The 13,783-nt window shown below is 45.8% G+C and carries 14 protein-coding genes and 1 tRNA gene; 6 read left to right on the forward strand and 9 right to left on the reverse strand.

Annotated features, from left to right (window positions below; all coding sequences use genetic code 11):
• Positions 1 to 84 precede the first annotated feature (84 nt).
• From H8S65_RS08610 to H8S65_RS08625, 4 genes are all read right to left on the reverse strand, one after another.
• On the reverse strand, positions 85 to 468 hold the full coding sequence (locus tag H8S65_RS08610) for a DUF3037 domain-containing protein (RefSeq protein ID WP_186929580.1): 384 nt from the start codon (positions 466 to 468) through the stop codon (positions 85 to 87).
• Positions 446 to 1,228, reverse strand: coding sequence for a HipA family kinase (locus H8S65_RS08615; protein ID WP_186929581.1), 783 nt, complete (start codon positions 1,226 to 1,228; stop codon positions 446 to 448). The genes H8S65_RS08610 and H8S65_RS08615 overlap by 23 nt, the downstream gene beginning before the upstream one ends.
• Before the next feature lie 357 nt (positions 1,229 to 1,585).
• The gene (locus H8S65_RS08620; protein WP_186929582.1) at positions 1,586 to 2,383 is read right to left on the reverse strand and encodes a LytR/AlgR family response regulator transcription factor; all 798 of its coding nucleotides are present in this window, start codon (positions 2,381 to 2,383) and stop codon (positions 1,586 to 1,588) included.
• Positions 2,384 to 2,386: 3 nt separating this feature from the next.
• Positions 2,387 to 3,148: a LiaF transmembrane domain-containing protein gene (locus H8S65_RS08625; protein WP_186929583.1), complete on the reverse strand. Its 762-nt coding sequence runs from the start codon at positions 3,146 to 3,148 to the stop codon at positions 2,387 to 2,389.
• Positions 3,149 to 3,433: 285 nt separating this feature from the next.
• Between H8S65_RS08625 and H8S65_RS08630 the strand changes: the two genes are divergently transcribed.
• The 6 genes from H8S65_RS08630 to H8S65_RS08655 all read left to right on the forward strand — a co-directional run bounded on the left by H8S65_RS08630 (position 3,434) and on the right by H8S65_RS08655 (position 9,424).
• Positions 3,434 to 4,822, forward strand: a complete 1,389-nt coding sequence (locus tag H8S65_RS08630; protein ID WP_186929584.1) for a Gfo/Idh/MocA family protein — start codon at positions 3,434 to 3,436, stop codon at positions 4,820 to 4,822.
• Between the two features lie 13 nt (positions 4,823 to 4,835).
• Positions 4,836 to 5,876 carry a DUF6807 domain-containing protein gene (locus H8S65_RS08635; protein WP_255489095.1) on the forward strand — a complete coding sequence of 347 codons (1,041 nt, stop codon included), beginning with the start codon at positions 4,836 to 4,838 and terminating at the stop codon, positions 5,874 to 5,876.
• Positions 5,877 to 6,116: 240 nt separating this feature from the next.
• Positions 6,117 to 6,926 carry a head GIN domain-containing protein gene (locus H8S65_RS08640; protein ID WP_255489096.1) on the forward strand — a complete coding sequence of 270 codons (810 nt, stop codon included), beginning with the start codon at positions 6,117 to 6,119 and terminating at the stop codon, positions 6,924 to 6,926.
• Between the two features lie 22 nt (positions 6,927 to 6,948).
• On the forward strand, positions 6,949 to 7,785 hold the full coding sequence (locus H8S65_RS08645) for a head GIN domain-containing protein (RefSeq protein WP_186929585.1): 837 nt from the start codon (positions 6,949 to 6,951) through the stop codon (positions 7,783 to 7,785).
• A 65-nt stretch (positions 7,786 to 7,850) separates the two neighbouring features.
• Positions 7,851 to 8,636 (forward strand): head GIN domain-containing protein, encoded by a 786-nt coding sequence (locus H8S65_RS08650; protein ID WP_186929586.1) that lies wholly within the window; start codon positions 7,851 to 7,853, stop codon positions 8,634 to 8,636.
• An 8-nt stretch (positions 8,637 to 8,644) separates the two neighbouring features.
• Positions 8,645 to 9,424, forward strand: coding sequence for a head GIN domain-containing protein (locus H8S65_RS08655; protein WP_255489097.1), 780 nt, complete (start codon positions 8,645 to 8,647; stop codon positions 9,422 to 9,424).
• Position 9,425: 1 nt separating this feature from the next.
• Here the strand turns inward: H8S65_RS08655 and H8S65_RS08660 are convergent, their stop codons facing one another.
• The 5 genes from H8S65_RS08660 to H8S65_RS08680 form a co-directional block, all read right to left on the reverse strand.
• Positions 9,426 to 10,436 carry an NAD-dependent epimerase/dehydratase family protein gene (locus H8S65_RS08660; protein ID WP_186929588.1) on the reverse strand — a complete coding sequence of 337 codons (1,011 nt, stop codon included), beginning with the start codon at positions 10,434 to 10,436 and terminating at the stop codon, positions 9,426 to 9,428.
• Positions 10,437 to 10,534: 98 nt separating this feature from the next.
• Positions 10,535 to 10,735 (reverse strand): PLDc N-terminal domain-containing protein, encoded by a 201-nt coding sequence (locus H8S65_RS08665; protein ID WP_186929589.1) that lies wholly within the window; start codon positions 10,733 to 10,735, stop codon positions 10,535 to 10,537.
• Complete coding sequence (locus H8S65_RS08670) at positions 10,728 to 11,489, reverse strand: metal ABC transporter ATP-binding protein (RefSeq protein WP_186929590.1); 762 nt, start codon at positions 11,487 to 11,489, stop codon at positions 10,728 to 10,730. The genes H8S65_RS08665 and H8S65_RS08670 overlap by 8 nt, the downstream gene beginning before the upstream one ends.
• Complete coding sequence (locus H8S65_RS08675; protein ID WP_186929591.1) at positions 11,473 to 12,351, reverse strand: metal ABC transporter solute-binding protein, Zn/Mn family; 879 nt, start codon at positions 12,349 to 12,351, stop codon at positions 11,473 to 11,475. Before H8S65_RS08675 ends, H8S65_RS08670 begins: the two co-directional genes overlap by 17 nt.
• 90 nt (positions 12,352 to 12,441) lie before the next feature.
• Positions 12,442 to 12,523 (reverse strand) — tRNA-Leu (locus H8S65_RS08680).
• Positions 12,524 to 13,783: the final 1,260 nt, after the last annotated feature.

The following is a 13,783-nucleotide window of genomic DNA, read 5'->3' on the forward strand; positions in this document are numbered from 1 at the left end:
TCTCCCGCCTCCGGCAGAACCATGTCTTTCCGTCTACCGTCACATTTTTTGTTCCATGGACATGGCCGTCAGACAAGGCAATCGCTACAGAACCAGTTCCCTGAACAGTGTCTCCAACGTTTGGTTCAGGTCATCGGAGAAGCCCGGATGCGGACGTGAAGTCTGGATAGAAGCACTCCGAACGGCTGTCAGCCAGCGGAACCGTTCCGGGATATCCAGGGCGGCGATAGGACCGCCTTCTTTCGCGCCGGAGCAGATTTTGTCGAAAACATGCAGATTGGCAAACAACGATTCACGGTCCAACTCAGAAGAAAACAGATTCAACTTGTCCTCGTCTACCTTATAAAGCGCCTTGATATACTTCGCTCTTTTCGAGAACAGAATAATTCCCACATTGAAGAACTCCTCGCGTTCTACTCTGGGGACCAGACGGATAACGGCATATTCATATAAGTGCTTTCCTTGCATCCTGTGCTTCTTTTATAAATGTTTCGGAATGTGCCAGTCTCTCACATAAGAACCGGATATAAATTTCTCTTATTTCTTGCGGCGTACCGGGGCTTTCGCTCCAATGCAACCAGTCGTCGGGGATCAGAGCTACGATCTCCCGTATCTTCTCTTCCGTCAGCAGACGTTTCATATCTGCATTTGCCTCTTCCAGCCGGGAAGCTTCGGGCAACAGCACGTGATCTTTGATCTGCACGAAAGGGCTCACGGCATGTTTTTGCCAGTTCACCCACGAGTAATGGAAATAGAGCGAAGCGCCATGATCGATCAGCCACAGTTCCTTATGCCACATCAGCATGTTGGTATTCCGGAATGTACGGTCTACATTGGTCAGGAATGCATCCAGCCACACGATGCGGGATGCCGACTCAGACCCGACCTTCGTCACTACCGGATCGAAGGTGAGAGCTCCCGACAGAAAATGCAGTCCGAGGTTCAATCCCCGGCTACCTTGCAGCAAATCCTGGATTTCCTCGTCACCTTCGGTACGTCCGAAAGCCTCGTCCAGGTTCAAAAAGACCAGTTCGGGAACCCGGAAACCAAGTGCACGGGCTATTTCGCCGCCAATCAGTTCGGCTATCAGCGCTTTCGTCCCGTGGCCTGCCCCGCGAAACTTCACGACATATTTAAACTCGTCATCAGCTTCCGCCAATGCCGGCAACGATCCGCCTTCCCGAAGAGGCATGATATAGCGCGTCACATTCTCTGTTCGTAATTCCATCACATTCCAGTAATTTGAAGATAAAGATACACGTTCTTTTTAAAGAAACGAAGGGTGTACATAAAATATAACAAGACTCGTCATATGAAAGATAAAAGAAAAAGGGGAAAAGAAACCCCTATAAACAATTAAAGGCTGTCTCACGACAACCCCTAACCAACTTTGTTAACCTTAAATCTAATACTATTATGAAAAAACCACAATGCAAAGATACATGCGTCAAGCCCGTTTGTCAAGCCTTTTACAGACAATATATGTTAAGCCAGAAAGAACTTTGCAATAAAAAGTGTTACGAAAGACAAAACTTCATACAATGGAATCAAATTCTGCTAAAATTAACATTTTAACCGCTCTTTTTTAAAGAGAAAGACGTTCTTTCAGGAGCTTATAACCGGCATTGCTTGCCCGCAAACAAACTCCGCTTTTCAAACGAACCTGGTAATTCTCTTTCCCGAACAGTTCCACTCGCAAAATCTGTTCGGTATTGACAATGCAAGAACGGTGAATCCGCACAAACAGCGCAGGCGGAAGATGTGTTTCAAAATATTTCATCGTCTGTTCCTTCACATACTGGCCATCCGGAGTAAAAAGTGTCACATAATCACCTCCGGCTTGCAGGTATAACAGTTCTTCGAGATGGATGATATGAATGCGGGAACCGTCTTTTACCGATACGCGATCCAGAAAAGTTTCATCTACAGGAACTGCATCTTCTTGTTCCTCATTTGCCTCTATTCCGGGTATCTCTTCAAAATCCGGCTCATCTGTCCGGTTCATCCGATACCATTGCAGCAGTATAATCCAGCATAATACGCCAAAAACCAGTCGAAGGGAAACACTATCCATAAAACCACCGTCACTTCCCTGTTCCAAAAGAACCTGTAGCTCAAAAGCACCTGCCAGACTGATCGCCTGAACCAATACCGCCAATGCGATCTGGATCTGCAGAGCATGAATAGTCCCGTCAATATACCCGTACAGGAAACCGGCGACAGCCAATAATCCGACAGAGACCAAACCATCCAGACAAGCCATCCACATCTCTTCTCCTCCATAGCAGAACAGGAGCCATGAATAAATCATCCAAGCCATAACCGCCAGGGAAATCCCCACCACGCGATTTATGACCGACTCTATAAATGGATGCGTCTGCATAAATCAACTTTTAAACTCGATACCTCCGAAAGAAACTTTTCCCCTCACGACCAAAATGTGCTCCTTGTCTATCTCCACAGACGAATTATAGCGTTTATCGTCACATCCGCCGATAAATGCATCTATCTGCGTCTGCAAATTCCAGTCCGACGGCAAATAAATCTCGACACCTCCAAAAGTACAGTCGATATCTATAAACGTCCGGGGAGCTTCCAGCTTGCTCCGTCGCAAATCCAGGACAGTTCCGCCAAACGCATTTTTAATCTGTGCCCCTTTGAACACCGGGTCCAGGACAATCTGCTGAACCGATCCGAAAGTATTGTCCGATACGACAAAACCGTCTTCAGAGCTATATATCTCTTTTGCATACTCCGGCCTTCTCTTATCCCAATGGCTATTAAAGCGGTGACGTTTCGGCTTAAAGAGAATCATGATTCCCACCAAAATAAGCAGAACCGGCCAGAACATCCCGGCCCATTCACCTTCTATCCCGCTTATTTCCGGCAACAGGAAATAGGCTCCTATGGCAATCGTAATCACTCCCCCGAAGAAATGCCGCTTGATCAAATTGACAACACCGACCACAATCAGCAACATCTGCCAGGAAACCAGGATGTGAAACAGATAAGAATCGATTATCCCGAAATTCCGCCCAAGAAACAACAAACCGACTATAATAAATATAACAGCCGTCACAATTGTATTCAGTTTACTGTGGCTGGGATAACCACCTCTGACAAAATCCCCTTGTTGATTCGTTCTCATACTCGTACATTTTTAATTTGTTGCAAAACTACCGCCACACAACCACTTACACAATAGAAAAACGGCCAGTAGCGGCTAAATCCCGGCGAATAACGGAATATTCCCGATAAAAAAGGCATTGATAGCCTCTCCAAAGATATTCATTCGATCTTTGTTAATGCCCCAAAATTCCATATATTTGCAATGTTCGGAGGAACTATTCGAGAAAATTCAAGTATGACCGAATATGAAATCATCGAAAATCTAAAAACAAGCCACGAAAAAACATACAAAATATCATTTACTATGCATAACACGACAAACCAAATGTCAAGAAGACATTTTCTTGCAACAACAGGGGCGATTGCCGGAACGGCTTTGCTCAATCCCTTATCTGATATAAAAGCAGAAACTGCCGGTATTGCGGCACCGACAGGTAAAAAGCTACGAATCGCACTTGTCGGGACAGGAGGACGCGGGACATCCATGTGGGGAAGGGATATTCTGAAAAGTTATCCTGATTATCTTGAATTCGTAGGCCTTTGTGATAAAAACGAAGGACGTGTCGAAACCGGCAAACGCATCATTGGCGCTTCCTGTCCGACATATACCGATTTTGAGAAAATGATGAACGAGACAAAACCGGATGTATTGATTGTCACGACAATGGACAGCACACACCATCAATTTATTATCCGGGGCATGGAATTGGGAGCCGATATTATCACGGAAAAGCCGATGACGACCGATGAAAAGAAAATCCAGGCGATTCTGGATGCTGAAAAGCGAACGGGCAAGACATGCCGGGTCACGTTCAACTACCGTTATTCCCCTCACCGGGCAAAAATATGGGAACTGCTTCGTGCCGGAGAAATCGGTGATATCACCTCCGTCGATTTCCACTGGTATCTGGACACTTCACACGGGGCCGACTATTTCCGCCGCTGGCACAGGCTCGTTGAATGCAGCGGTTCGTTATGGGTGCACAAAGCCAGCCATCATTTCGACCTCCTGAACTGGTGGATCGACAGCGACCCCGAAAGCGTTTATGCGCTTGGAGCTCTCAACCATTATGGGAAGAATGGAACCATACGGGCAGAGAACTGCCGTACATGCCCGCATACAGACAAATGCAAGTTCTTCTTTGACATCACCAAGAACAAGAACTACATGGAACTGTACGTGGCCAATGAAAAATATGACGGTTATTTACGCGACGGTTGCGTGTTCAAAAAGGATGTTAACATCTTCGACAAGATGGCAGCAACAATCAAGTATAAAAATGGCGTGCAAGTCGCTTATTCGTTGACAACCTATTCTCCGTACGAAGGTTACCGGATTGCGTTCAACGGTACAAAAGGCCGCATGGAGGCCTGGATTCAAGAATCCAGACCGACATCGGATGCCAATTATGACGAAATCGTTTTGTTCAAGAATTTCAATAAACGGCAATATATCCAGATTCCGTTCGGAACATCCGGGCATGGCGGCGGGGATGCGTTACTAAAAGACCAGATATTCCTGCCCAATATCGACGACCCGTTCCAACAGTGTGCAAACACCCGCGACGGTGCTTTGGCCTGCCTGGTCGGAATTGCTGCCCGTAACAGCATCGCATCCGGACAACCGGTAAAAATCGCAGATTTAACTTCGATCCAACCACAGGAAAAGAAGTCGTATAAACGTATCTTATAAATATTTAAAGAGGATGTCAAACTACCCTGTCCCCGCGCTTGACGCGGGGCCGCAAAAGAGCAAGCCTTATCAATCAGATGTTATAGGGATTCTATTTATTCTCATCTCACTGTCCTGCTGCAGTTCCGCAATAGGCCAGCATTCACATATACATTTCATAGAGAAACCCGACTCACAAAAGATAAGCATATACATAGACCAAGCACTTTTTACAGAGTTCCTTTACTCCGACACTTTATATAAACAAGTCCTTTACCCTGTCTATACAGCATCCGGTACTGAAATCACTCGCGGCTACCCTGCCCGCCCGAAAGCCAATGAACGGACAGACCATCCTCATCAGATGGGGTTATGGTTTAGCTTCGGAGATATCGATGGATTGGATTTCTGGAATAATTCTAATCGCATTCCCAAAGATAAAAAGGATCATTACGGCATTATCCGGTTTACCGGCATCAAGAATATAAACGAGAAAGAAAACAAATTTACAGTCGAAGCAAATTGGACAAACCACGATGGATATATTCTACTAAAAGAAAAAATCACCTACGCATTCACCGGTAAGCCACACGAAAGAGGCATTCAGCGAACCACTACACTGACTGCTCTCAAAGATTCTATTTTCATTACGGAAAATAAAGAAGGCTTACTCGGTATGCGTTTAGACCGAAACCTTGAAGCCGACATTTCCGGAATCTATCAAAATAAAGAAGGGAATACCGGTGACGACGTTTGGGGAAAACGTTCGGCTTGGGTTGTTTTGAACGGGAAAATAAAAGACGAGAAAATATCGATAGCTCTCATGGACCATCCTGAAAATCCCAATTATCCGGGTTGGTCACATGCACGTGGGTACGGCCTGTTTGCAATTAATAACCTGGGAGGACGGTGTTTCGATAAACAAGCGGAAAAGGTTCAAATCCTGCTAAAAAAAGAAGATTCCATCACTTTCACCTATCAAATTTTGATAAAAGACGGAAGTTATCTCTCCAACCAGGAAATAGAGGCTCATACCGAAATAGAAAAGGTTCCTGCACCGCAGAAACCCCTATAAACAATTAAAGGCTGTCTCACGACAACCCCTAACCAACTTTGTTAACCTTAAATCTAATACTATTATGAAAAAACCACGATGCAAAGATACGGGCTTTTCCCAATTTGTCAATAGTTAAAATGCTAATTTGTGTTGTAAAGCATATAAGAAAAACTAATTCTTGAAAAAGTAAAGAAAATATGCAACCGTAACATGCCTTCGCTCGTCTATAAAAGAAAACAAACGAAAATACGACAAGACATGAAAACAAGAGCATTTTTCTTTATGGTTTGTATCTGGCTGCTGGCAACGAACGGATTTGCCCAGAATACAATAAAAGGAGACGGGAACATTATCACGAAAGAAATCTCCATATCCGATTATGATGAAATCTCGTACGTGGGAAAGGTGAACATCGAATACGAACAATCCAATGCATCTCCCTTCTTTAAGATAACAATAGATGAAAATATACTGCCGCACTTCGAGATAAAAGTAAAGGGTAAGACATTGATCATACAGCCTAAAGATGAAAGAAAATATTTTAACGGGAATTCTTATGGGCTCAACCTCCAACCGACCGTATGCGAAATAAAGACCAACTCCCGTGAGTTGAAAGAAATAAGTGCAGTAGGAGGCGGAGAATTTGTCGCCAAAAGCCCTCTTAAAGTCGATAAATTGGATATCAGTATTGCCGGGAGCAGCACAATAAACTTCGATAAGCAGCTGGAAGCGCGCAAAATTAATTTTAGTGTGGCAGGATCAGGAGATATCAACGCAACTAAACTGAAAGTAGACAACCTGGATTGCAGTGTGGCAGGCAGCGGCTCCATCCTGCTCAAAGGAGAAGCCGAAAGAGGTGACCTGAGCGTAGCCGGCGGCGGAGACATCAGCGCTTTCGGATGTATCCTTCGGAAAGCGGAATGCAGTGTAGCCGGTGGCGGAGACATTGAAGTACATGCGTCCGAACAATTGGATGCAAGTATAGCCGGCGGCGGCCACATACGATACGAAGGCGATCCGGAACTCAGTAAAAGCGTCATAGGCGGCGGTTCGATCAAAAAGAATTAATAACTATATAATACCATAGAAAATGAAAACGACATTAACAGCATTAATAGCTTTCTTGTTCATATGTACAACGAGTGGATACGCCGAAAAAGTGAAAGGGAATGGAAATATTATTTCCAAAGAAATCCAGATAACCGATTACACGGAACTGAATATCAGAGTAAAAATCAATTACAACAATAACAGTTCTTTATTCAAGAAAAAAGAATACAAAGGCCCGGCATTTAATTATATGCAGAAATCAGGCAGTTCCAACCTGCAAATTACAGTAGACGAGAATTTGCTCCCGCTACTGGACATCTATGTTTCGGACGGATGCCTGTATGTCCGGACAAATAAAGAAAAACAAGAATTATATCCGACAAAGTTTATTATCAACAGCAGTTCACATACCTTGGAAAAAGCAAAAATATCCGGTTCGATGGACTTCTTCTTACAAAACAATCTTTCAGGTGAAAACCTGAAGGTCGAAGTATCCGGTGCGGCGGATGTATATATGAATAAACCGGTCCGTATCGCAAACGCATGTGAAATCAAAGTCAGCGGAGCAGGCGACATGGAAGCTAAAGACCTGATATGCGGGAATATCAAAGCAGGAGTAGCCGGAGCAGGCGACTTGAATCTGAAAGGGAAAGCCGAAAAGGGAGAATATAAGGTATCCGGCAGTGGAGACATTAGTGCGTACGGATTCATAGTGAAAGACCTGAGCTGCAAGGTGAGCGGCAGTGGAGATATTGAGGCATACGCAACCGAGACGCTCGAAGCTTCCGCTTCCGGAAGCGGAGACATCTGTTATAAAGGAAATCCGAAAGCCAATACACGCTGTTCGGGAGCTGCCGATATCACAAGAGTGAAATAAATTTCCTACATTTGTAACCAAAGCGCAGCAAACGCGTTCCTAAGTATAACATTAAGAAGACAGACATGAAAACAAAAGGTTTACTAATGATCGCTTTCCTGATAGGAATGTTTTTCTCTGCCCAGGCAGCAGACCATGTGAAAGGAAACGGAAAGCTATCAACCAAGAAAATAACGATCGACGACTTCAATGCCATCAAATTCGACGGAGTGATCGACTTCAACTACGAGCAGTCTGAATCCACTCCGCATATCGAAATAACTGTAGACGAGAACCTGCATCCGTACGTGAACATCGACATCAAAGACCGTGTCCTGACCGTCGGGTTCAAAGGTGCAAAAATAGACCATTTCACCAAATTTATCGTCAAGACCAACTCCAAATGGCTGAAAGAGGTAAAAGCTTCCGGCAACGCGAACTTCATGGCTAACAGCCCGCTGACAGGCGACGAGTTGAAAATCAACGCCAACTCCAACTGCCTCGTCCAGCTGAAGCAGAAAGTCGAAGTCGGCAAGCTCGACCTGAACGTGTCCGGCAGCGCCAATATGGTTGTAAATGAACTAAAAGCCGACAAGCTGGAATGCAACATTAACGGCTCCGGCACGATCAACCTGAAAGCAGGAAACGCCGAAGAAGCGGACTACAGCATTACGACCGACGGTGAAATCATGGCTTTCGGAGTAGCAGTGCCCGAAGTGAACTGTAAAATCACAGGGAAAGGTTCCGCCCAGATCCATCCGACCAACAACCTGAAAGCGACAGTCGTCGGCAAAGGAAATATCCGCTATAAAGGCCCGACAGCCGTACAACAGAAAGTCATCGGCAAAGGAACCGTTGAAGAAGTAAAATAAATATGAAAATGAAATTATCCTTATTAGCACTCTCCTGCATCCTTGTCGTGATGTCGGGCTGTTCCCGTATCATCAAAGGAGACGGACAAGTAGAAGAGAGGGACGTGCCCGTCGAAGAGTACGAAGAGTTGTCCATCGCTTGCCCGACCGGAAAGATCCATTATACCCAGTCGGAAGAAACTTCGACCCTCTCGGTCACTACAGACCTCAATGTCTACGAAATGCTGAATATATATGTATCTGACAAGACATTAGTCATCAAGCTCAAAGACGCCTATAAGGATAAGTTCATTTGGCCATCCGAATTTACAATTCATGCAAGCTCTTCCAAAATGAAGGAGATCGACCTTGCCGGTAAGGCCGAAATCAACCTGAATGGTCTTTTCACAGCGGAAAAGCTGGATATATCAGTAGCCGGATCGGGAAAAATCAATCTGAACGACTCGGTTTTAGTAGACCGGCTTTCTACAAGCATAGCCGGAAGTTCCTCTATCAAAGGAAAAGCACTGAATGTAGGAACTTTACAAAGCAAGGTTGCTGGCTCAGGGACATACGAACTGGGAGGCACGGCCGAAAAAGTTTCGATCGAGATTGCCGGAAAAGGAACAGTCAAAGCATACGACCTGAAAGCCCGGAATGTATCTTGTGAAGTAGCCGGTCTCGGAACATTCCAAGTGTACGCAAGCCAATCTCTGAGCTTGGAAGCTGCCGGATTCGCCAAACTCAGCTACAAAGGCAATCCAATCCTTTCGACGGAAGGGATCGTGATGACAAAAAAAACAGACTGACCTACAGCCAGCCTTCCTTCCGATACCATTCGATGCTTTCTTCCAGGCCACGGCGGAGCGGGTAAGCCGGGACGAAGCCCAATTCATCCTGAAGCGGTGTGACATCACAAATCCAGTTACGCTGTTTCAGGATTATATATTTATCCGTATTCAATGTCATGCTCTTCTTCAGCAGCTTGCCTATCCACTCGGATACCTGGCAGGCGACGTGTACCAGCCCCATCGGTATACGGGCATGCAGGACATGTTTCTTCGGCAGGATTTCCTGTATCATCCGGGCGAACGATTCATCCGTATAGACATCGCCGTCCGCCACGAAATAATGGCGGTTCCGGACAGCCTCATTCTCCAAAGCGAGGAAAGCGGCGGTGGCCAGATCCTTTACATATATAAAAGTAATGCGCTGGGGCGTAAAGCCGACAGCAAAATCGAAACCCGATTTTATACTTTTGATCTCCATGAAGTAATCTTTCTCGCCCGGTCCATACACTCCCGTCGGACGCAGGATCACATACGGGAAATAAGACTGATGCCGCAAATAATTCTCCGCCTCCAGCTTGCTCTTTCCATAGGCTGTATCGGGCAATTGAGGATCATCCAAAGAGATAGGGCGGAACGTTTTCTCGTCCCCACGCCCATAGCTGCTCAGGCTACTCATCAGGAGAAACTTCTCCGGCTTGCAACCCGATGCGGCAAGCGCCTCGATCAGGTTTGCCGTATTCCGGGCATTGATACGATAAAAGTCTCTTTTATCAAGCGCCTTCGTCAATCCGGCATTATGGATCACATAATCCCAGGGACCATGCTCACGAACAAAATCGCTCAGTTGGGCGGTCAATAACTCACGGTCGGAATATTTCAGATCGATAAAACGAATCCGCTCATCCTTCAAATTAGCGCGGCTGCTTGTCGAACGGACACCCGCCCAGGTTTCATATCCCCGTTCAAGCGCCTCCTTCACCAGGAAACCGCCAATAAAGCCACTGGCTCCGGTAATCAAGATCCTTTTCATAATTAATAATTAAGAACTAAAAATTAAAAAATCAGGAGTTGAAAACTAAGAATTAAGAATTATCCGTTTCTTATTTTTTAATTCTTAATTCCCAACTCTCAACTCTTTTTAATGTAATAGGTATAGTAATACAGCAACAAGCCGATCCAGTTCAACACGATAATAGTCAGTATCCAAATAATCTTCTGTCCGCGACTGATAAAAGGATTCTGCCTCACAGCGGTAATGCCGAAAATAAGGACGGCGATACCGACGATATATCCGACCTCCGGCAAGCCTATCAAACAAAGGTTATTCATGTTCGTGCTTTTTCAAAACCCGGTGCGGCAAATCGCCATGTCCGATCAGTTCTATCGGGCAGGCATATTTCTCGCCCAGCCACTCTTCGGACACATCCGCTCCGGGATGGTAATGTAATGTTTCGTTTACACAAGCAATGTTTTTCACCATCGCCAACACAGTCCCGATATCGTGCGAAACTAAAATGACCGCGCTCTCCTTATTGATCTCATTCAGGAGCTTATAGAAATGAGACTCGAACCGCTTGTCCACATACGAGTTAGGCTCATCCAAGATCAGCACTTGCGGACGGGAAACAATGGAACGTCCCAGCAACACACGCTGCAACTGTCCGCCGGACAGCTCGCCGATCGCCCGGCCCGCCAAATCTTCCAGCCCCATTTTTCCAAGCACTTCTTCCACACGCTGTTTCTGGCTTGCGCTGTAGGAACGGAAAAGCGGCTTTTCCGAAGCCAGCCCCGAAGCGACCACCTCGCGCACGGAGATCGGGAACTTCTTATCGATATTGTTCAACTGAGGAAGATAGCCGATCCGGAGAGAAGGGACAGACCGTCCGTCCTCATAAAAGCGGATCGTACCGGAGACAGGCGGCAACAGGCCGAGCATGACCTTCAGCAACGTCGTTTTTCCTCCCCCGTTCGGTCCGATAATCCCCAGGAAATCATCTTTCCAGACCGTCAGAGAGATATCCCGCAATACGGTTTTATTACCGTAAGCTGCCGTCACATGTTCTATGTCAATCAGTTTTTCCATTAGCCAATGCTTTCGCTATATGAATCAGTTCCGTATTCCAATGATAATCCAGCGGGTTGATTTTCACGAGCCGGCAACCTGTTTCCTTCGCAATCAGCCCGGCATTTTTCTGGTCGAACTCCTGCTGGATAAAAACGACTTTCGTATGGTGCTCCTTTGCCGTCATCACCAATTGCTTCAACTGGGCTGGCGAAGGTTCTTTTCCATCCATCTCGATACAGAGCTGGACGAGGTCGAATTCATCGGCAAAATAGGTCAAAGCAGGATGATAAATGATAAAAGTACGGTCGGTCAGCGGATCGAGTAACCTCTTGATCTCGGCCTCCGTCTTGCCGATCTCCGCCAGCAGATCGTTGTAATTCTTCCAGTAATACTCCGTATTCTCCTTATCCAGCTCGATAAAAGCGTTCAGCGTATTCCAGGCAATGACCTTCGCCCCTTCGATGGAAGTCCAGATATGCGGGTCGATACCGCCTGCATGATGGTGATGGTGGTGGTGGTCCTCTTCTTCCGTCTCCTTTACAAACTGCATGCCCTTCGAGACGTCGAATATCTTCAAATCGGGATTGTTCTCGCGGATCTTCTGCATCCATACCTGCTCGAAACCGATATAACCGATTTGCAGATACGCTTCGCTCTGTCCGATCTGTACCATTTGCCTCGGAGTCGGATCATACGTCTCCGGACTCTGCCCGGATGGAACGACACAATGGATGGTAAACTTGTCTCCTGCGATCTTCTCGGCAAAGAAACGTTGCGGCTCTATCGTCACCGTCACCACCTTTCCTTCCGTCAGCTTTCCGGCACATGCGGTAAGTAGCAACAGTGCTGTCAATAGGATATATATTCCGGTATATCTCATTTCATTTTTTATTTTGACAAAGATACAAAGATAGGAACATTCCGGCAAATAAAAACGTAGAGACACACGGCCGTGTGTCTCTACGTTATGTGCGGCTGAAGGGACTCGAACCCCCACGCCGTGAAGCATCAGATCCTAAGTCTGACGTGGCTACCAATTACACCACAGCCGCATTGCGTTTGCAAAGGTAAACAAATTCTGTTAATATGCAAATGTTGCCGGATAGATTTTAGTTTTTACGTTTCACGCATAGGGCTAATAACAGCAGCCCACAGCAGACTAATTGTTGCAGGCTGTCGCACGTAGCTGTGATATATATGTATCATGCACGCTATGCACGGTTGCCGTCGCCTGCAAGCTGTTTGTCCGGACAGTGTGCTGTTCGAAGGACTTCCGAGAGGCGCAAGAAGGAAAAAGAAGGATAAAAAAAAGGAGGAGGTTGAGTTTTATATTATGGATTGCCAAAACAACTGTCATACCATCATAGATACAATAGCTTTTTCACACGCAGCATATAGCTTATTTTCAGCAATATAGTATATCTTTTTGTCGAGACCCGGGTGTCGGACACCTGCAGACCCGGATCTCAAGACCCTTCAGATGGAGGCGTAAATGGCCCTGATACGGGCATTTTGAGGAAAAGATCTAATGTCTTTTTGTTAAAAAAGCAATGTGTTCCGGCAAAAAAGGCTTATGCTCTCCGGAAAACATTCCGTTTTTAACACTTTCGGAGTGCGTCTATTCCGGGTAAAACGCCTAAAATGATGGTTAAACAGCTGATTTATGATAGTTGCATGATAGTTGAAAAAGGGACTGAAGTCCACAGAGGAAGAGGCTTTGCTTCTAAATCTTTTAAACCGTCTGCTTCAGCAGACGGCAAAAGAGAGCCTGCGGCATAAGGCGCAGCTTTGTCTGTTAGCTCACTGATAAATCATTATTCGTGGTTCAAATCTTCTTATATTCGTACCTTTTATTTGTGGCTGAACGGGAGACTTATTGTATAATACCTGTTCTTTGACAACAATATACAATCTTTAATAATAGGGCTGAAATCCGGCTTTTTTGCGGACAAAAAGGGCTTTGTCGCCTGAGGTGCGCAGTTTTTAGCCATGAAGACGGTCGTAATTGCCCTGAGGTGCGCAGTGTATATAGCATGACGACCGTCCTGACGGCGATGAAGACGGTCGTAAAGGGAACGAAGACGGTCGTCGTGGCGGGAAAGCCCCGGAATCGGTTTGGGATATACGGGGAATGTCCCGACTTTTTTTATTACAGGCGATTCTCCGGAAGTTCAGGTTTTCCAGAATATCCGGTCTTTCTCCTATCTGATTGCAAAGAGACATCGTTTTTTCATTTTCCGCCTACGATGTTTTTTCAATCGTTACCAATTCCAGCTAAAAGCCGGCAAAAAGTCAAATAAAAACGATCCGGA

The sequence above is a fragment of the Parabacteroides hominis genome (assembly GCF_014287585.1).
In the GTDB taxonomy this organism is placed as follows: domain Bacteria; phylum Bacteroidota; class Bacteroidia; order Bacteroidales; family Tannerellaceae; genus Parabacteroides; species Parabacteroides hominis.

Excerpts from the sequence above, each read along its gene's own strand:
- H8S65_RS08610 (WP_186929580.1), bottom strand. The coding sequence starts at position 468 with ATGCAAGGAAAGCACTTATATGAATATGCCGTTATCCGTCTGGTCCCC.
- H8S65_RS08615 (WP_186929581.1), bottom strand. The coding sequence starts at position 1,228 with ATGGAATTACGAACAGAGAATGTGACGCGCTATATCATGCCTCTTCGG.
- H8S65_RS08620 (WP_186929582.1), bottom strand. The coding sequence starts at position 2,383 with ATGCAGACGCATCCATTTATAGAGTCGGTCATAAATCGCGTGGTGGGG.
- H8S65_RS08625 (WP_186929583.1), bottom strand. The coding sequence starts at position 3,148 with ATGAGAACGAATCAACAAGGGGATTTTGTCAGAGGTGGTTATCCCAGC.
- H8S65_RS08630 (WP_186929584.1), top strand. The coding sequence starts at position 3,434 with ATGCATAACACGACAAACCAAATGTCAAGAAGACATTTTCTTGCAACA.
- H8S65_RS08635 (WP_255489095.1), top strand. The coding sequence starts at position 4,836 with ATGTCAAACTACCCTGTCCCCGCGCTTGACGCGGGGCCGCAAAAGAGC.
- H8S65_RS08640 (WP_255489096.1), top strand. The coding sequence starts at position 6,117 with ATGAAAACAAGAGCATTTTTCTTTATGGTTTGTATCTGGCTGCTGGCA.
- H8S65_RS08645 (WP_186929585.1), top strand. The coding sequence starts at position 6,949 with ATGAAAACGACATTAACAGCATTAATAGCTTTCTTGTTCATATGTACA.
- H8S65_RS08650 (WP_186929586.1), top strand. The coding sequence starts at position 7,851 with ATGAAAACAAAAGGTTTACTAATGATCGCTTTCCTGATAGGAATGTTT.
- H8S65_RS08655 (WP_255489097.1), top strand. The coding sequence starts at position 8,645 with ATGAAATTATCCTTATTAGCACTCTCCTGCATCCTTGTCGTGATGTCG.
- H8S65_RS08660 (WP_186929588.1), bottom strand. The coding sequence starts at position 10,436 with ATGAAAAGGATCTTGATTACCGGAGCCAGTGGCTTTATTGGCGGTTTC.
- H8S65_RS08665 (WP_186929589.1), bottom strand. The coding sequence starts at position 10,735 with ATGAATAACCTTTGTTTGATAGGCTTGCCGGAGGTCGGATATATCGTC.
- H8S65_RS08670 (WP_186929590.1), bottom strand. The coding sequence starts at position 11,489 with ATGGAAAAACTGATTGACATAGAACATGTGACGGCAGCTTACGGTAAT.
- H8S65_RS08675 (WP_186929591.1), bottom strand. The coding sequence starts at position 12,351 with ATGAGATATACCGGAATATATATCCTATTGACAGCACTGTTGCTACTT.